The sequence below is a fragment of the Sporosarcina ureae genome, assembly GCF_002101375.1.
GTDB classification, from domain to species: Bacteria; Bacillota; Bacilli; order Bacillales_A; family Planococcaceae; genus Sporosarcina; species Sporosarcina ureae_B.
The window spans coordinates 1,022,711-1,041,902 of record NZ_CP015207.1; the positions used below are offsets into that span (position 1 = coordinate 1,022,711).

Here is a 19,192-nt window from a genome sequence, read left to right on the forward strand (position 1 = left end):
AACAAATACTTTTGTAACTAAAATAAGCAACTCAAGCAGTTGCTTATTTCTGTCGCCAAACTGCCCGGAAGCTTATTAATACACCATGTATATTAATTTTTAAGCAACGACTGAAGGATATCTGCTTTTTCAGGGAACAGTTGGTAATTTGTTAACGGACGACCTGTTCCTTGATAAACTATATGGCTATCGATTAGTTTATGTTCAACCAGATAGTGTAAATACTTTCGTGTGGATACACTTGAAATCCCGACATCTTCTGCGAGTTCTGCTGTAGAAAATATAGTTCCTTGCCTTCCAATGATCTGCTTCGCAATACGTGTGAATGTCGTTTTCGTTAGTCCTTTTGGCAATTCAATTGCTTCACTTTTTTTTCTATCTATCGTCTGAAGTAAATTATCAATTTCATCCTGACTGATTTTCTCATGCTGATTCATCAAATGATATTGCTTTTTAAATTGCAACAAAGCGTTTTGAAAGCGTTCAAAAGTAAATGGTTTTATAAGATAATCAACCGCTCCATAGCGAAGCGCTTGTTGCACAGACTCTTTATCATTGGCAGCTGTAATTAGAATAACATCTAGCGAGTCGCCCTCTTTTCGAAGCTCCTTTAACAGATCTAGTCCGGTGGGTCCTTTCATATAGACATCAAGTAAAATGAGATCCACTTTTGACAACTCAAGAAACTTCCGACCTTCTGCTACATTTTTTGCAAAACCAGCAACCATGAAACCTGGAATACTTTCCAAATAAATTCCGTTGAATTTCGCTACCATTGGATCATCTTCTATAATTAATACTTGTATCATGATTCTTCACCTTTGTATGGAACACTTACAATAAATTGTGTGCCTTTTCCTTTCGTAGAAGATATAGTCCAAATGCCATCCAATTCATCCAATGCAATTTTAGCTAGATACAGCCCATAACCGCGTCCTTCACCTTTTGAAGACATCCCCTGTTCAAATACTTCTTCAATATTCTCTACGAGGATTCCAGGTCCATTATCATATACGCTGAATTCTAATCGGGACTCTTCATAATTAAGTGTCAATTGTAACTCGCCATCGACACGATCACTCACTGCTTCACAAGCATTGTCTATTAAGTTTCCTAGTATCGTAATAATCTTATCCATATGCTCAACCTTTTTTAACGGAGGTAGCGGATGATCTCCATGTAACTTAATCTTTATCCCTGAGTCGCGTAATTCGCTTAACTTACTCATTAAATAGCCTGCAATGACGGGATCTTTGACTAGTCTTGAAACGATGCCTGTTTCCGTTTGGTAAGCATCTGAAATATAGGCGGTATACATTTTTAACTCATCATAGGATTTCGTATGAACCATCGCCATGATAATATGCAGTTTATTCATAAACTCATGCGTTTGATACCTCAGCGTTTCAGCGTATACCCTAGCCCCAGATAGCTGTTCCACCAGCGAGGTTAATTCGGATTTATCACGAAATATAGCAAGCGCTCCAACTAAGCTATCGTTAGAAATGACAGGTACTTGGGTAACCACGACATCCAGTCCATTTAATTTAAGCTCTTGATCATACTGAGGTTTTTTATGTTCGAGCATCTGCTGAAGTGGTAGCGAAGGAATAAAGGACTGAATAGGCTTTCCAACGGGGTTACCTCCCACGCCTGCATTACGGAAAAGCGTGATTGCTGCTTGATTCACTAAGACAATTTCTGCCTTGTCATTAATGGCGACAATCCCATCGCTGACCGCTTCAAGCATCGACTCCCTTTCACGAAGTTGTTGAGCGATTTCCCTTGGTTCAAGTCCAAATAAAGTACGCTTCACTTTTTTCGCTAATAAAATGGCGCCAAATAAGCCAATCAATAAACCAAAGCCAATCCCGATAAAGCTCGCATTAATACTAGCTAAAACACTAGTGCGGACATTATCCATCATAATACCAACAGCAACCACACCTATAATTTGGCCTTCAGACATGATCGGTACAAACGCTCTCATTGACTTACCTAATGTTCCTGTAGCCATAGACGTGTACTGCTCTCCCGCAAATGCCTTGTCTTCGTCACCACCTACAAAGTATTGGCCGATGCGCTCAGCTACTGGATGGGACAGGCGGATACGTTCATTATTCATTACTACGATGTATTCAACTTGTGTGTCGTTTTGCACAGATTTAGTGAACGTCTGGATATCTTCAATTGGTCCTTTTCCCGTCAATCCATCAATCACTGACTGCGCATGACTGATAGTAACGGCAATATTCATCGCCTTTTCCGATTGAGATATCCTTGCTTGATCAGCTGCATTGCTACCAATTAAATAACCGGCTACTGACAGAGAAACAAGAACAACCATACACACCAAAGCCGTTAACCATACTTGCATACTAATCGGCTTTTTATTTAGTTTTTTCATTTTTTCACCTATGGATTGTTTAAATTAAGTTCTACTATTGTAATCATATAGCAAAAAGAGAAGCGTGTGTAGCGCTTCTCTTAAGTGAGTACCAAATACTAACACAATTCTGAATTGCTCTTAAGTTGTGTCGGGACCTCAAAACTCCCGATTCCACAAAGGCAAAAACCATTTAACCCCGCGCCGATTAACAGGAAGAATTTTCATATCCGCAAGCATATGACTAACATACCCAGCAAGCCCTGCAGCAACCAGACCGTCGATCGGCCACTGCATATACAAATGCTTCAAAATATACGCATAAAAGACAATCCCTATAATAGAATGCGTATACGATCTATGTGGCAAGAACGACGCAATAATAATATAACTACCAGCGAGTAAAATACCTAGCGACTGGTCAAGGACAAAACCGAGAAGCATGACGAGGATACCGGTAATGGTGAGCATCCGTCGCTGTGTGATGAGTCGCGACACAATGAGCAACAGAAGTCCGATACCTCCATACAGATAAATATCTTGGCTCAGTCCTTCTGTAAATACTTGATAGATGAGCGTCAGCAGAATAACGATGCCAGCAGTTTCCATAAGCCATTTGCTAACTTTCTTACTAAGTGTGATGCTGTTGCTCGCGAGTCCGTTCGTATCGAGATCCGGAACGACTCCGGATATTCCGCCAACTGCCGCGCCAATCAACGCAGTCTGGATGTCCGGCTGCACAGCGTATCCCGCAATGGCGCCGACCGCTGTGCCGATAAATAAATGTGAAGTGCCTTTCATATGTAAACCTCTCTAGCTGTATAGTGTACGGTCGAATTCAGAACGTATATTCGTTCCGTCTTTTCTAGTATAACGATTGATAGCTGAAATGGTAAACATTCTGCTACGTCAGGAATACAGTAGCCCTTGATCCCTCCGTTTCTATGCAGCAAACTCCCTGCACACAATCAAAAAACGACTGGACACTAGCCCAGTCGTTTCAAGTTCACTTAGAAGAAATACAAACCGATACTAATAATAACCCCACTCACTAACAGTATGAAAAGACAGAAGCCCATAATATCCTTTGCGCGAAGTCCCGCAATGGCGAGTGCCGGCAAAGCCCAGAACGGTTGAATCATGTTGGTCCATGCATCGCCCCACGCAATAGCCATAGCTGTTTTTGAATAGCTAACGCCAAGTGTTTGCGCGGCATCGAGCATGATAGGAGCTTGCACTGCCCACTGACCGCCACCCGATGGTACAAAAAAGTTCACTAGGCCCGCCGCATAGAACGTAAACAATGGAAACGTACTTGCCGTCGAAATGGAAACAAACCATTCGGACATGACGCCAGCAAGTCCTGAAGCAACCATCATGCCCATAATTCCTGCATAGAACGGGAATTGGATGATGATGCCACCGGCTGTTTTAACTGCAGTTGTAACCGCGGCAAGAAAACGTTTCGGTGTCCCGTGGAAAATAATGCCGAGTACTAGGAAAATAAAATTCACAATGTTTAAGTTTAAATCGAATCCTTTGGTTAGGAAATGCTGAATGAGATAAATGAGACCGAGTGCGCCGATCAGCATGGAAATACTTACACTGTTTTCCAGTCTGCTAGCCGGCGTGTTATCTGTACTTTTCTCCACTTCAATATGTTCTTCTAATAGTTTCGGATCGACAGTAACGGTATCTTCAGGCTTTGGCATCATAAAACGATTCAAAATCGGAATGGCAATGAGTAGCGCCACGACAATAATCATATTATACGTTGAAAAGATTGTTTCAGATGTGCGAACGACACCCATTATGTCAGCGAATGGATGATCTGCAGTCGCGATCGAAAGTGGAATGGTTCCACCTAAACCACCATGCCAAATAATCATACCGGAATAAGCACTTGCAATTAAAAGACGGTAGTCAACATTGGGTACTTTCTTTGCAATTTCCTTCGCGAAAAGGGCACCAATGACCAGACCGAACCCCCAGTTAATCCAACAAGCGATCAGTGCGACAACGGAAACAAGTATAATTGCGGAGCCAGGCGATTTTGCAACCCCTGCCAGCGTGCTCAATAGTTTCTTGAATATAGGGCTAATGGCCAAAACGTATCCTGCAACTAGCACGATCACCATTTGCATCGTGAACGATAACAGTCCCCAGAAGCCATCTCCCCAATGAACAATCATGTCGAGTGGACCCGAATCGGTGAATCCAAGACCGAGCGCGAATACAACCAGCGTTAAAATGGCAACGAAAATATACGGGTCTGGTAAATACCGCTCCATTAATGTGTTAGACCATCTAGTTAACAGTTTCATACTAACCCTCCTATATCCTTAATTTCCATACAGATTTTTCTGTTAACTCAGTCTATATCCATTGAACTTATAAGTCTATCATTTCATCTAGTAATCGGTTAATCCCGATTGAAAGCGATGCTGACTTCTTATCTCTATACCCACTGCGCAAGAACATGCTCTGAACTCAACTTGACGCAAGTATCCTGTATGTTTTTTTATACTTCCGGGTAATTTCTTCACAGTCTGTTTTACTAGAGTCACGCTATAGCAAATAGAGAAGCATACATAATGCCTCTCCTAAGCCAATTTTGTGATGACTTGGCACTTTATCTTGTCGCACAGCTCCATACCACTAGTTCCCTTTGCAATGAAGGGCTGCGATATAACCGAATGTCATTCCAGGTCCGATTGTCGCACCAGGTCCCGGGTAGGATTCTCCCATGACGGCAGCTGAGCAATTGCCGCATGCATACAGTCCTTTGATTGGCGTGCCATCCTCTTTCAATACGCGGGCTTGAGTATCCATGACGACTCCGCCTTTTGTTCCAATATCACCGGGATATATTTTTAATCCGTAGAATGGCCCTTTGTTCAGCTCATCTAAGTTGGGATTTTTCAGCGTAGGATCGCCGTAATACAGATCATGCTGGGTTTCACCTCTATGGAAATCCAAATCCTTTCCTGTCTCCGCAAAGCCATTGAACCGATCCACTGTCTTCACGAGATTTCCATTCGGTATCGCTAATTTCTCTTCCAATCCTGCAATCGTGTCGCTTTTTAGAACCACACCGTGTTCATAATAGGCTTTAGGAAAATCCTGTCCCGGAAACAATCCCGCAAATAAATGCCGTTTCTTCGCCTTATGATCGAGGATGATCCATGAATGAATGGCCTTTCCGTCGGTTCTGTCATTGTGTGCATACATCGTATCCACAAATTCGTGATATGGCGTCGGCTCATTGATATAGCGGTTCCCGTCTTGATCTGTGATAATCATCGATGGAATTGCCCGGTCAGCCACTAAGAAGAAAGGCATTCCTGTATGATCAATGATAGACGGCGCTCCCCAAACTTTGTCCATGAAGCCGAATTTCGCGCCAAGCTTCTCGGCCGGATCCAATAAATCTCCCGTTTGTCCTGGTGGAGAGGATGTCCAATTTTTATCCGTCGGAGCCGGAAGATACTTCTCACGATACGATTGCTTCTGAGAGAAACCACCAGACGCGAAAATGACTCCTTTCGATGCCTTCACACGCGCTTCCTTGCCATCTTTCATAATCGTAATACCGACAATTAAATCGTCTTCAATAATAAAATCGATGAACGGGCTATCTAGCCAAAGCTCGCCACCCAATTCTTTGTACGTCAACGCGAGTCTACCGATCAACGCTTGGCCCAAAGCTGAATAGTTGGCTCTAAAAATCAAGTGCTTGACTAGACGCCAACCGAGCGTCAGACTTCTCGTCTTTCCTTTCCATGTTCTAGTAATCATATTAATATGACGGAAATCTTGACCTGTCATGACAAATCCTTTCGTATCCATCGCGGGCGGCTTCATCCGCTCTCTCCAATCGCCTAGCTGATTAAGATTAAAGACCGTGGGCTCAATGGAACGCCCTTCTCCCTTTCCGCCTGCCAAATGAGGATAGTAGTCCGAGTAGTCTTTTGCATACGTAAACCGCATATGCTCGGAAGTTTCATGGAGATAGTCAAGCATCTCGATTCCTTTATTCAAATAGGTCTCTTTCATCTCGTCCGAAGTGTTGTCGCCGACCGTCGCGCCCAAATACGTCATGGCCTCTTGAAAACTGTCCTTTACTCCCCCTTCGACCAAATAGCGGTTGTTCGGAATCCATATCCCGCCTCCCGAAAGTGCCGACGCCCCTCCGAATCGTGATTCCTTTTCAATTAGGATCGTCTTCAAGCCCTCTTTCTTTCCTGTGATCGCGGCCGTAAACCCAGATGCTCCAGAACCGACTACAATTACATCATATTCGTAATCCCACTTCATAAAAATCCCCCTTTGTTTATGACTTCCCATGCTTATATGTAGGCAACTCCACCGGTCTAGTAATCTAGTCGCCTTTAAGCTTGCATGTAAATTATATGCATGCTTACAGCTTACTAGTATGTATTATTGTAAATAAAAGGTAGGAACTGCTCAACCATTGTAAATTGGTTGAGAAAGCGCTACTTTTGAATCATTTATTGAAATATCTATGCAAATCTCCACATAGCAGATGGCCAGACTACTTACATTCATAGTACATCTTGACCGTTGACAATATATAGAATTCTCTGTAAATTATTACTAGCAAGATATTTTTTCCAGGAAAGGAGAAAATGGATAAAAAGCAGAAACTTACTTACATATATGGAAAAGAGGATGGATTATGGCTAACAAACTGATGATCACCACCACGCTTGTACTCGCTAGTGTAATTCTACTAGGTCTTTCTGCAAAAACTTTACCGAAGAAATTGGACCCCCTTGCTCCCGACACCATCTACCATAACGGAACTGTCTTGACGATGGACAGCGATGAATCTTCGGCTGAAGCCATCGCTGTAAAAAACGGCAAAGTCATTGCAGTCGGTACTGACAAAGAGATGAGTCAATTGCAAGGACGGGATACCGTCATGAAAGACTTAAAAGGAAAAACGATACTTCCCGGATTTTATGATACGCATAGTCATTTCCCAGCTTCCGGATTACATGACATCGTCTTTGCTGATTTGAACAGCCCACCCGTCGGCGAGATTACTAGCATCGCAGATTTGATTGATGTTATGAAAGAGTGGGGGAAAGATGCTGCAGAAGGTGAATGGATACAAGGTCAAGGTTATGATCAAACGCTTATGAAAGAAGGAAGACATCCGACACGCGAGGATTTGGATAAGATTTCAACTACGCATCCCATCCACATCATGCATTCATCCGGCCATTTAGCTGTCGTAAATTCGAAAGCATTACAATTGGCAGGAATTACGAAAGAAACAGCCGACCCTAAAGGCGGCACGATAGTCAGAGATCCGAAAACAGGAGAACCGAATGGAATTTTAGAGGAGCATGCGACGGATCTAGTGAGCAAGATCATTCCTCCTATTACACAAGAACAAAATGAAAGCGCTACAATTCATGCCGTGGAACAATATGCCTCAGCAGGTGTGACGACTTCCATTATTGCAGGTGTAGATAAAGCCGCTATGAGAAACCTTCAAAATCTTATAGAACGCAATGTAATTCCTATTCGAATCACCGCCATGGGAGCTGGCTGGGGTGGAATGATATCGCCTGGTGAAGAAGGTGGATTCACGACAGGATTCGGTAGCGACAGGTTCAAACTAGGACCAGTAAAAATTTCTTATGATGGCTCTATCCAAGGGTACACGGGGTATTTAACAGAACCCTATCATAAGACACCTGCTAATGACCCTGATTATAAAGGGTATCCTGGAATGGATAAAGAAGTACTGATCGAACGCGTAAAAACTCTCCATCAAGCTGGATACCAAATTGCAGTTCACGGAAATGGCGATGCGGCCATTGACGATATTATTGAAGCATACCGGATCGCTCAAGAAGAATTTCCGCGCCCTGATGCCCGCCATAGAATCGAACATGCACAAATGGTTAGAGAAGATCAGCTGGATTCCATGAAAGAACTCGGGATCACCCCATCCTACTTCGTCTCCCACACGTATTATTGGGGTGATCAGCATCGAGACACATTTATGGGCCCAGAGCGCGCTTCTAGAATGAGCCCTCTCCAATCGACAATTGACAGAGACATCAAGTTTTCTATCCATTTAGATACATTCGTTGTGCCGATGTCTCCGCTACAGGCTATTTGGTCAGCAGTAAACAGGACATCAAGAAGTGGTGAAATCATTGGTCCTGAACAACGAATCACGCCTATGCAAGCACTCAAGTCCGTAACAAGCGATGCGGCTTGGCAAAACTTCGAAGAACAGAAGAAAGGTTCAATCGAAGTCGGAAAACTAGCAGATTTCGTGATTTTGGATGAAAATCCACTAACGGTCAAGCCTGAAAAAATCAAGGATATCCGTGTACATGAAACGATAGTCAATGATCAGATCATTTTCCCCGTCTCGACTAGCAGTAGTAAGTAACTCAAATAAGGGAAAAGCTTTTTGAAGCTTTTCCCTTATTGCTTTTCCTCACCTTCTAAAAGGTAGATCACATTTGCCAGCTGTGCTACATCCATTCAACATGGTTTTAACATTTTATTGGCACGTAGTATACTTCGCTTAGTTAGACATTAAACTATATAGTTGATTCAACTTTAATTAGGGCGTATATTGGCCTTGTACAAATTAATAAATACTGACATAAAAGGAGTGTTTTCATGATAGGAATTATGGAAGGTAAAGCAGGATTAGTTACAGCATCGGGGTCAGGAATAGGTAGAGCAACTGCAGTCGCATTGGCAAAAGCGGGTGCGAAAGTCATGATTTCAGATGTGAGTGAAGAAACAGGGCACGAAACTGTACAAATTATTAAAGACCTTGGCGGTGAAGCAGCCTTTTTCAAATGTGACGTAAGTGACGAGGAGCAAGTAATTCAACTCGTCAATAAAACGGTTGAAACATTTGGCAAGCTCGACTTTGCCCATAACAATGCGGGCATTAACAAAGGGCAAAAGCCAATTGGTGAATTGGATTCAAAAGACTGGGATATTACATTGAAAGTCAATTTGTACGGCACATTTTACTGCATCAAGCATGAAGTAAATGCTATGCTGAAAACTGGCGGTGGTGCAATCGTCAACACATCATCAGGTTCGGGTCTTCAAGGCTCTCCAAATATGGCACCATATACTGCATCCAAACATGCTATTACCGGTTTAACTAAGTCAGTTGCATTGGAATACGGTCAAAAAGGAATTACGATTAACTCAATCGCTCCAGGTGCTACGATTACACCAGCGATTGAAAACTGGTCTAAAACTTCCACTGCACAATACGAGGCAGTACTTGCATCCCTTCCAGCTGGAAGAATGTCTACCGCAGAAGAACAAGCAAATGCCGTCGTATTCCTATGCTCAGACCTTGCAAGATCCATTAGTGGTGTAACACTTGCAGTAGATGGCGGATATACCGCGGGTAATATGCAACAGTAATTTATATAAATTATAGAAAAAGTGGATCAGGTAGGAAACCTGGTCCACTCTTTTTATTGTTTGGCACTTACCTGAGATTACAGACTCGGTATGCTGTGAACTAAACTCCATGAATTACTATCCGTCAATTCATTCATTTTCACTTCAATATCTCCGCCTAAATAAAGTGTTTCGCCTTGTACTGCGATAACCATCGCCTGTAGAGGGGGAACACTGTTGTTAGATTGGTAGACATCACCTACTTTAGGTATATGCGCTTCAGGTGTGAGGATTTCCAACTGTTCGTTTCCATGTTCAGTTATATAATTGACATCTGGTACTTCCAAATCAATAATATTCGCGCCTTCCTTAAACCCAGGGATCATCACCCAATATTCATTATGTTTAATTCCATTGGATTTATTGCTGATGACGCCGTTTCGTTCAATGGAAGACACCATTTCAATCGCGTGGAGATAGTGATAATCTAAAGAATCTGGCTGAGGGTTGATGATTAAAATATAATCGCCTACTTTAGCCTTCTCATCTTTATGCAATGTATACCGTTTATGATTCACTACAAAACTGTCCATATGTTTTGGTTTATACAAAGTAATTTCTTTAGCCGTTGCCAGTTGTTGTTCAAAATCTTCTAGTCGAACCAAGTGAACCGACTGCTTAAAAAAAGCTTTCACAGAGTAGACTTGATGCAGCTTATTTTGGTAATACACAAATTGGCCTTTTCTAACATTTAAAAGATTCAATGGAATTCACACCTTCTTAAGTATTTTCTGATGGCAACTATCTTTTCTTCAGAATATAAACACATCATAACAATAATTATGGATTTACGATATTAAATCGGATCGTTTATAACATATTTCCCTAACGATTGTGTTAGATGAATACAAAAAACTCCAAGCAATAAATGCTGAGAGTTCTCCACGTATGCATATGATCCGTGCCAGTACCATTCAAAATAGTTCTCGAGTTATACGAGCACTTAATTTCACTTATTCATCTGCTTGTTTTTGCTTTTTTTCCAAATACGCCGTACGTATTTTTTCAAGATGCTTCTTTTTATCAAATTGCGCTGGCTTGTTCTTTTCATGATACTTCGCTACAGACGCCTTGCCTTTGCTATCCAATTGATACTTTCCCATATGATTCACCTACTATTCTTGTCGTCTTGAGAGAACATCTATTCAACTTATACATGTTACCTTATTTTACCAAACAGACCTTCTTACTTTATTAGTATACCCTAAATCTTACGGATAATAGTAAAAAATAAATAATGTATGTGAATGAATTGTATATGGACGTGACACCTACTTTACTACTGGCTCCATCACCGTCAACGTTCGATTCACCGTATCCATCCGAACATTCGCCCCAATAGGAACTGTGGCTTTATAGAAACTATGTGCGCTGGCTAGGTTGGTCAATAAAGGTTTGCCTAGTGGAACTAGAAATTCATTGATCAAATCTTCGTAGCTTTTCCCGTAGGCAGATTGACAGTTCGTGCATTGTCCCATAATGATGCCTACACAATCATCAAATTTCCCTGCCATCGCCAAGTGATTTAAGTATCGATACACCGTATTGACCGGCTCGTGCGTTTCTTCCAACAGAAGAATTCGGCCTTCTGTATTAATCTCAAACGATGTGCCTAATGTGCCCACGAATGACGTGAGATTCCCGCCTACAATCGGTCCTGTAACGTTTCCTGGAACTAATCCAATCAACGGAACTTCAGGCGGGTTCATAATCTGCCAAGGCGCCTTAACATTTGATGTCGCTGTAAAGAATTGATTGAAATTATATGAAGGCGTTCCTGGACTAAAGTCTAACAATAACAAACTTTGAAAACTGATCAGATCAGCATATTCAAACAATACATTTAATAAAATCGTAATGTCGCTATATCCCGAAACAATTTTAGGATTTTGCTTAATGACGTTGAAATCAAGATATGGTAAAATCCCTGCCACCCCGACTCCACCGCGAGTAGGTAAAATCCATTTCACTTCTGGATTTTTAAACATCTTCATTAAATCCGAAGCCCTTTGCCGAGGAGTCGCTGCAAGAAATCCATTAGCGGAATACACATGCTCTCCCACCACGACTTTATATCCCATTCCTTGCAACATCCGAATCCCTTCCGTAATGCGATTAGCCGCCAGCGGACTTCCAAGCGTTACAATGCCTACTGTGTCGCCTCTTTTTAATTGTTGCGGTTTCGTAGTCATGAACTAGTAGCTCCTCTCCCCTAGTCAGTAGCACAAACTTTTTCTTTTGTATTAGCATATGTTTGTGTGGCTTTTTTGGGGACTGGAAACGGTACCAGGGGAACGAAAACGGTTGCGAACGGTACCTGCGAACGGTACCAGGTCCCCACACAACTCTCGTTCAATTCAGAATTGTTTCCGAATTGTGTAGGGACCTGGTACTTAATAAAAAAACTACAGGCAAACCCCATAATCTCGGAGTTCGTCTGCAGTCTGAAACTTTGCATATCAAGGGTGTTGACCGTGCATAGTTATGATTAGATTGTACATCATTAAAAAGTAATGAGATGACTAAGAACTATTGTGAATTACTCGCCTTTTTTCATTTGGGTTTCATTCAATTGTTGCTTGATCAAATCCAACTGCCCCTTTTGTTGCTGAATCATATCTAACTCTTTGTTATATTGCTTTGCATTCATAAACGCGTTTTCAGCTCGCTCGATTGCATTAAATGCATGCTCGATTGCCATCTCTTCTGGATGGGACATCGCTTGTTTTACTGCACGATCTGCTTTATCTACCGAATTACTAAAAAACGTGCCCGGATGATCCTTTTTCCAACTTGGACCAGAATCCTTTGCCATATACTCCGCCTCCCACATATAAAATAAATGATAACAGGCTTAGTATCGCAATTTATAGTGGAAGTATACGCAGAAAGGTTCAATTTTAAAGGTACCAGGTCCGCACACAATTCTAGAACAATTCAGAATTTATCCTTATGTTGGAAACCTGGTATCTGATTTGAGTAATCAATATCACAATGTTGTATTCTCCAATAAAACAGCTATCCCTTGTCCTCCGCCAATACATAGGCTTGCTATGCCATATTTCACATTTCGTTTTTGCATTTCCAATGCAAGTGTGTATGTAATACGCGCACCGCTCGCCCCCACTGGATGCCCAAGTGCTACTGCACCTCCATTGACATTCACTTTTTCTTGATCAATTTCTAATTCTTTTAATACAGCTAACGATTGTGCTGCAAATGCTTCATTAATTTCAAATAAACCGATGTCATCCACAGATAAATTTGCTTTTTTCAATACTTTTCGAATTGCGGGAGCTGGACCAATCCCCATTATTGCCGGATTAACACCCGCCATTGCGTAAGCAGAGATTTTAGCTAGCGAAGATAACTTATGCTCTTTTAAAAAATCTTCTGAGACAAGCACAACTGCTGCAGCACCATCATTAATACCGCTCGCATTTCCTGCTGATACAGTCCCCCCCTCTTTAAATGCAGGCCTTAGTTTCGCTAAGGATTCCAGGGAAATTCCTTCACGAATATGCTCATCCATCATTACCTCAACTGTTCCTTTTCGCGTTTTCACCGATACGGGTACAATTTCTTCTCTAAAACGACCAGATCGATTCGCCTTAGTTGCGCGTTGATGTGAATTATAGGCAAATACATCTTGTTCTTCACGAGAAATACTGTATTTCTCGGCTAAGTTTTCAGCCGTCATTCCCATCCCACAGCCCGCCACTTCATCATATAAAGTACCCCATAACATATCTTCTACGATTGGTGCTTGATTTGGCGAACCAAAACGTGTCCCGCGTAATACTTGAGGTGCTTGGCTCATATTTTCTGTTCCACCTGCAATTGACGCCTGAACATTACCGAGTTCGATTTCCTGTGTTGCAGTTATAATCGCCTGCAAGCCCGAGCCACATAATCGATTCACTGTAAGTGCTGTACTCTCTTCAGATAATCCACTTTTCAACCCAATATGACGGGCTAAATAAGCTGAAGCTGTTGTCGTTTGAATAATATTTCCAAATACAATCTCATCAATTAGTTTTACGTCCACTCCTGAACGTTGCAGCGCCCCCGTTACAGCAGCTATACCAAGATTAATATCTGTCGTATTAGCAAATGCCCCTCCAAAATTACAAAATGCAGTTCTACTACCATTTACAATATACGCTGACATAAACAATTCCTCCTCTATTTACATTCCGCCTGAAACATTCAACGCTTCACCAGTTATTCCTGTAGCTTGATTTGAAGATATAAAGAATACACTGTTTGCAATTTCGTCTGCAGTAATAAAACGCTGCATCGCTTGTTTGGGATATACGATTTCATCCAGTGCATCTGCTTCCGACATACCTTTACTCTCTTCAAGATCTTTTAATTGTTGAATAATCAAAGGTGTTTTTACTGGACCCGGTAGCACAGCATTCACAGTTATTCCATGCATTGCTCCTTCAAGCGCAGCGACACGCGTTAATCCAATAACACCATGTTTTGCTGCCACATATGCTACTTTTTCTGGTGTTGCCATTTCACCATGAACTGATGAAATATTTACAATACGACCGTGTTGCTGCTTTTTCATATAAGGGAATGCATATTTGGTCATTAAGAATGGACCTTTTAACATTACATCTTGCAACATGTCCCATTTATCCTCTGGAAAATCTTCAATTTTAGCTCGGTATTGTATACCAGCATTATTCACAAGAACATGAAGCTCATTTTCTCTACAAATTGTATCAATAGCATGTTGGACAGAAGCGGAATTTGAAACATCTAGCTCAAGGGCTTCGGCTTTTCCTGGATATAACTCAGCTACTGTCTGCGCCACTTCAAACTTTATATCCGCAGCAAATACATAATCTCCTTCTTCAACAAATTTCCTTACCATTGCCGCTCCTAAGCCGCCCCCTGCACCCGTCACTAATATATTACGCATGATCCATCGTCCCCTCTCTTTTGTTGAAAACATTTAGTTGTTGGATTAACGAACGATCACGATCAATTACGTAGTCGTCCAATCCTTTTCCTGGATAGTCAAAAAAGCCTTTTGATGATTTGACGCCTAAATCCCCTCGACTAATTTTGTTTTTAATAACAGAAAACGAGCGTATATCGGATTCTATTTCAGGCTGTAATTGCTCCATTACAATGTCCCAAATATCCAATCCCCCGAAATCCATAATCTTCAGTAATCCGCTTGACGCGAAACGGAAACCGGGTCCTGCAAAAATCGCACATTCTAAATCTGACTCAGAAACTACGCCATCTTCTAATAATGATAATGCTTCACGCGCCAATGCAATTTGGATACGATTGGCTACAAGACCCGGTACTTCCCGATGCACTTCAATCGTCACTTTTCCCATTTCTTTCATAAACGACTCTACTTCATCGTACGTCTCCTGCTTGGTATGAGGGCCTTTTAAAAGTTCTACTAGCGGAATAATATGCGCTGGATTAAAAAAATGTGTTAGCATCACTTTGTCTTTGTGTTTTACTACATGACAAATGATATCTGAAATTCTTAAACTCGAAGTGTTGGAACATAAAATCGTATGTTCCTCGCAAATTGTATCTAGTTGCTTAAAAATCTCTTGTTTCACTTCAAGATTTTCTAATGCAGATTCAATAACTAGATCACAGTCAGCAACATCTTCAATTTTCATCGTACAAGTTAACCGACTTGTAATACTTTCATCCGATTCACTAAAGAGAGTTCCTTCTTCACGAAAAATAGCGAGATACGTTTTTAATTTCCCCCTTGCTACTTGCAAAGTTTCTTCGCATACATCTTGCAATATTACCGACATGCCATTTGTAATAAACTGAAAAGCTATACCGAATCCCATTGTTCCTGCGCCGATAACTCCAATTTTTTTAATCATCTTATTTCCTCCTTCGATGTCAGTATAGTAGAACTGCCATTATTAACATTGGAATACTGGCAATTAAAGGTGCGACAACAGAAACCGCAAAAATATGTTTATAAGCGTCTTTATGTGTTAGTTTTGAAGCTACCAATATTGTAATTACAGCTCCATTATGTGGTAGTGAATCCAGACCTCCCGAGGCAACAGCCATGACCCTGTGCATAGCTTCCGGATTTAATCCTAAATTTAAGTAAGTAGATGATAGCGCTTCCATAGCGATTGCTAAACCACCACTTGAAGATCCAGTAATGCCTGCAAGTGCTGTTGTTGCGACGAATAATGATATAATTGGACTGCCTGGAATTTGAGTCATCGCTTCATTAAATAGACCAAAACCTGCAGTAATTGCGATAACAGAACCATACCCAACATCTGCACTCGTATTCACAATCGGTAATACTGCTAGTACCGCACCTTCATTAAGAGTGTTTTTCTTTATTTCAATATGTTTCCAGAATAGTATAGTAGCCAACACAACCACACCCATTAACGTATAGACAATATCAACTTTGAAGAGATTTAGAACAACAAGTAAAGTAATAGGAGGAATTAAACTAACTACAAAATTGGGTAAAGTACGCCCTTCATAAATATCCTTAATCTCTATAGATCCGCCTTTATCGTGATTTGTCATATTTTCATATGTTTCATTTCGCTGCTCTGAACGTTTTAATGCGAACTTCATATACCAAAGGTTAATCGTAATGACTAATAATGTCGCAATAATCCCTAGTAGTGGTGCTGCCGTAACTGATGTCCCAAGGTACTTTGTTGGAATAATGTTCTGTACGGAAGGTGTTCCCGGCAACATGGTCATCGTGAATGTTCCAATCCCTGTAAAAAAAGGTGCCATAAATAGATGCCATGGAATATCCAATTCTTTGAATAAAGGTTTTGCAATAGGTAATACTGCAAAAATTACCACAAATAGACTTACTCCACCATACGTTAGAAATGCACAAATAATCATAATAGCCACTAACACTCTGAACTTGCTATTTTTTCCAGTTAAACGAAGCAAAAGAGTAGCAATTTGACGAGCTGCACCACTATCATCCATTAGCTTTCCAAACATTGATGCTAATAAGAATATTAGAAAATACTTTTGAACATATCCTATAAAACCAGTCATATAGGTATTTTGGAATGTGTCTAAAATCGAAAATCCATTCGTTACCATCACAAATAAACTAACAACGGGAGCTATAATGATAATACTAAATCCTCTCAAAGCAAGTACGATTAAAAGAACTAATGAAATGACAATTGTAATTAAACTCCACATCTACTCACCCCCTAATAGTTGTTTATTTTTGTTTTAACGGTAAACCTATTCTTCTTTGTAATTCTACAAATTTTAAATCCCCATATATATCGTCTACAAAGATCTCATTCTCGTGAAAGGTAAAGCTTGCGTACTCCGTAACAAATTGATTAACACGCCGTTCGCCACTTGAATCAAGCGTTAGTGATTCAACTAATTTGGGAATACCGTCTTTTGTAAAAAGCGTACTCGCTACAATTACTTTTTTTGCCCCAGCAACCAAATCCATTGCCCCACCTACACCTAAAATCGGCTGATTGGGTACAGACCAGTTTGCAATCTCACCATAGCGGTCAACTTCAAGTGTTCCTAAAATAGCTACATCAATATGTTTCCCCCTAATCATTGCAAACGAGAAAGCGCTATCAAAAAATGATGCCTCCGATGTAATTGAGACAGGTTCTTTCCCAGCATCTATTAGATCGATATCTATATCATCCTCATGTGGTGGTGGCCCCATACCCAACAACCCATTTTCAGTCTGCAAATACACCCTTTTATCCGCTATATATTTAGAAACAAGCGTTGGAATACCTACTCCTAGATTTACTACATCGCCATCTTTCAGCTCTTGTGCAATACGCTTTGCAATCAAGTCACGACTAGTTAACTTCAATATATTCCCCGCCTTTTTTGGTGTATTTACTTTTCACAACATAATCCACAAAGATATGTGGTGTAACGATTTCTTCTGGACTAAGCTCACCAACCTCAACAATCTCATCTACTTCTGCTATAACTATTTCTGCTGCAGTAGCCATAATGGGATTAAAGTTCCTAGCCGTTGTATGGTAAACTAAATTGCCTGCTTTATCTGCTTTTGATGCTTTAATAAGGGCAATATCACCTTTAATCATTTTTTCAAATAAATAACGGACACCATCAATTTCGCGTACTTCCTTCCCTTCAGCTAGCCTCGTTCCAACAGCTGTCGGTGTATAAAAGCCACCAATTCCGGCCCCACCACACCGAATTGCTTCTGCTAATGTTCCTTGAGGTATTAATTCAATCTCCAATTCTCCGACTGACCATGCATTTACTGCTTCTTTGTTTATCGTAAAAAAAGACCCCACTGCTTTTCTAATTTTGCCAGCCTCAAAAACTTTATGCAACCCTTTCCCATAATCCCCTAAGTTATTACTGACTACTTCATAACTTCCCGCTTCAAACTTGGCTATCGCATCCAACACTGTTAAAGGGGTACCAGAAATTCCAAATCCCCCTATCAACAAACGCATACGTTCCTTAAATAATGACTCAAGTTCTTCAGCACATCTTAACTTCTCCACTACACAACACCTCCATAGACTAGACTACAGTCTAATGATATAATGAAGATATCGCAAAAGTCAAACTATTTTCGCAATTACATTAAAAGGGAGATACTTATGGAGAATTTAGAAAAAAAAACAGTACAAGGGGTAAAAACCCAGCTTCATATTATGAATGTAGCACTTGATCTTTTCAAAAGTCTTGGTTACGAAAAGGTTTCAGTAGATCGAATTGTCAAAGAGAGCGGGACTTCTAAAGGGTCTTTTTATCAACACTTCCCTTCCAAATCAAGTATTTTTATGATGCGTTTTATGGAGATGGACGAACATTATGTATATATTTATGAGGAAGTAAAGGAGAAGTACTCTTCAGCCGTAGAGCGCTTGGAAGCCTTTTATCTTGCTGTATTTCGATGTATCGAAAAAGAATTAGGTAAAGATTTAATGCGTGTTATCTACTCGGCAGCAATTATAAGTAATGAACATACTTTTTTTACAAATGAAAAACGGAAATTGTATGTTATCCTTCGACAGATTATTGAAGAAGGAAAAAGAGATAACTCTATTCAAAACATTAGCTCCACAAATGACTTCTTTCAAACTATTATACAAAGTATGATGGGAGCCATTTATTTTTGGGGATTACAATTAGATGACTCAAGTCTCGAGGATATGGGGAAACCACTTATCAAGCATCTTGTTACGGGTCTACATTAATGTATATGCATGTAGTGCAAAAAATAAATGGTGCCAAGTCCATGCAAACCTCTAAGTAGATTTAGCAATAATTCTG

General features: G+C 40.7%; 18 protein-coding genes. 3 read left to right on the plus strand and 15 right to left on the minus strand.

Annotated features, from left to right (window positions below; all coding sequences use genetic code 11):
- Positions 1-92: 92 nt before the first annotated feature.
- The 5 genes from SporoP8_RS05070 to SporoP8_RS05090 all read right to left on the minus strand — a co-directional run bounded on the left by SporoP8_RS05070 (position 93) and on the right by SporoP8_RS05090 (position 6,703).
- Positions 93-809 (minus strand): response regulator, encoded by a 717-nt coding sequence (locus SporoP8_RS05070; protein WP_085131514.1) that lies wholly within the window; start codon positions 807-809, stop codon positions 93-95.
- The gene (dcuS, locus tag SporoP8_RS05075) at positions 806-2,407 is read right to left on the minus strand and encodes a DcuS/MalK family sensor histidine kinase (protein WP_085131515.1); all 1,602 of its coding nucleotides are present in this window, start codon (positions 2,405-2,407) and stop codon (positions 806-808) included. The genes SporoP8_RS05070 and dcuS overlap by 4 nt, the downstream gene beginning before the upstream one ends.
- A 138-nt stretch (positions 2,408-2,545) precedes the next feature.
- Positions 2,546-3,187, minus strand: a complete 642-nt coding sequence (locus tag SporoP8_RS05080; protein WP_085131516.1) for a metal-dependent hydrolase — start codon at positions 3,185-3,187, stop codon at positions 2,546-2,548.
- 209 nt (positions 3,188-3,396) lie between these two features.
- Positions 3,397-4,710, minus strand: coding sequence for a short-chain fatty acid transporter (locus SporoP8_RS05085; protein WP_085131517.1), 1,314 nt, complete (start codon positions 4,708-4,710; stop codon positions 3,397-3,399).
- Between the two features lie 334 nt (positions 4,711-5,044).
- Positions 5,045-6,703, minus strand: coding sequence for an FAD-dependent oxidoreductase (locus SporoP8_RS05090; protein ID WP_085131518.1), 1,659 nt, complete (start codon positions 6,701-6,703; stop codon positions 5,045-5,047).
- A gap of 382 nt (positions 6,704-7,085) precedes the next feature.
- On the opposite strand from SporoP8_RS05090, the gene SporoP8_RS05095 reads away from it, so the two are divergent.
- Positions 7,086-8,825, plus strand: a complete 1,740-nt coding sequence (locus SporoP8_RS05095) for an amidohydrolase (protein WP_085131519.1) — start codon at positions 7,086-7,088, stop codon at positions 8,823-8,825.
- A 236-nt stretch (positions 8,826-9,061) separates the two neighbouring features.
- Positions 9,062-9,835 (plus strand): SDR family NAD(P)-dependent oxidoreductase, encoded by a 774-nt coding sequence (locus SporoP8_RS05100; RefSeq protein WP_085131520.1) that lies wholly within the window; start codon positions 9,062-9,064, stop codon positions 9,833-9,835.
- 77 nt (positions 9,836-9,912) lie between these two features.
- Here the strand turns inward: SporoP8_RS05100 and SporoP8_RS05105 are convergent, their stop codons facing one another.
- The 10 genes from SporoP8_RS05105 to SporoP8_RS05145 form a co-directional block, all read right to left on the minus strand.
- Positions 9,913-10,578 carry a hypothetical protein gene (locus SporoP8_RS05105; RefSeq protein ID WP_085131521.1) on the minus strand — a complete coding sequence of 222 codons (666 nt, stop codon included), beginning with the start codon at positions 10,576-10,578 and terminating at the stop codon, positions 9,913-9,915.
- Between the two features lie 249 nt (positions 10,579-10,827).
- On the minus strand, positions 10,828-10,977 hold the full coding sequence (locus SporoP8_RS16625) for a hypothetical protein (protein WP_099628573.1): 150 nt from the start codon (positions 10,975-10,977) through the stop codon (positions 10,828-10,830).
- Positions 10,978-11,145: 168 nt separating this feature from the next.
- A complete protein-coding gene (locus SporoP8_RS05110; RefSeq protein WP_085131522.1) occupies positions 11,146-12,066 on the minus strand; it encodes a S66 peptidase family protein in 921 nt (306 codons plus the stop codon).
- 347 nt (positions 12,067-12,413) lie between these two features.
- Positions 12,414-12,689: a hypothetical protein gene (locus tag SporoP8_RS05115; protein ID WP_085131523.1), complete on the minus strand. Its 276-nt coding sequence runs from the start codon at positions 12,687-12,689 to the stop codon at positions 12,414-12,416.
- 174 nt (positions 12,690-12,863) lie between these two features.
- Positions 12,864-14,045, minus strand: a complete 1,182-nt coding sequence (locus SporoP8_RS05120) for a thiolase family protein (RefSeq protein ID WP_085131524.1) — start codon at positions 14,043-14,045, stop codon at positions 12,864-12,866.
- A gap of 18 nt (positions 14,046-14,063) precedes the next feature.
- A complete protein-coding gene (locus SporoP8_RS05125; protein ID WP_158233689.1) occupies positions 14,064-14,810 on the minus strand; it encodes a 3-hydroxybutyrate dehydrogenase in 747 nt (248 codons plus the stop codon).
- Complete coding sequence (locus SporoP8_RS05130; protein WP_085131526.1) at positions 14,803-15,759, minus strand: 3-hydroxyacyl-CoA dehydrogenase family protein; 957 nt, start codon at positions 15,757-15,759, stop codon at positions 14,803-14,805. The genes SporoP8_RS05125 and SporoP8_RS05130 overlap by 8 nt, the downstream gene beginning before the upstream one ends.
- Before the next feature lie 19 nt (positions 15,760-15,778).
- Positions 15,779-17,089, minus strand: a complete 1,311-nt coding sequence (locus SporoP8_RS05135; RefSeq protein WP_085131527.1) for a GntP family permease — start codon at positions 17,087-17,089, stop codon at positions 15,779-15,781.
- Positions 17,090-17,111: 22 nt separating this feature from the next.
- Positions 17,112-17,744, minus strand: a complete 633-nt coding sequence (locus SporoP8_RS05140; protein WP_085131528.1) for a CoA-transferase — start codon at positions 17,742-17,744, stop codon at positions 17,112-17,114.
- Positions 17,731-18,366 carry a CoA transferase subunit A gene (locus SporoP8_RS05145; RefSeq protein WP_099628635.1) on the minus strand — a complete coding sequence of 212 codons (636 nt, stop codon included), beginning with the start codon at positions 18,364-18,366 and terminating at the stop codon, positions 17,731-17,733. Before SporoP8_RS05145 ends, SporoP8_RS05140 begins: the two co-directional genes overlap by 14 nt.
- A 150-nt stretch (positions 18,367-18,516) precedes the next feature.
- Between SporoP8_RS05145 and SporoP8_RS05150 the strand changes: the two genes are divergently transcribed.
- Positions 18,517-19,116, plus strand: coding sequence for a TetR/AcrR family transcriptional regulator (locus SporoP8_RS05150; protein WP_158233690.1), 600 nt, complete (start codon positions 18,517-18,519; stop codon positions 19,114-19,116).
- The last annotated feature ends 76 nt before the right edge of the window (positions 19,117-19,192 follow it).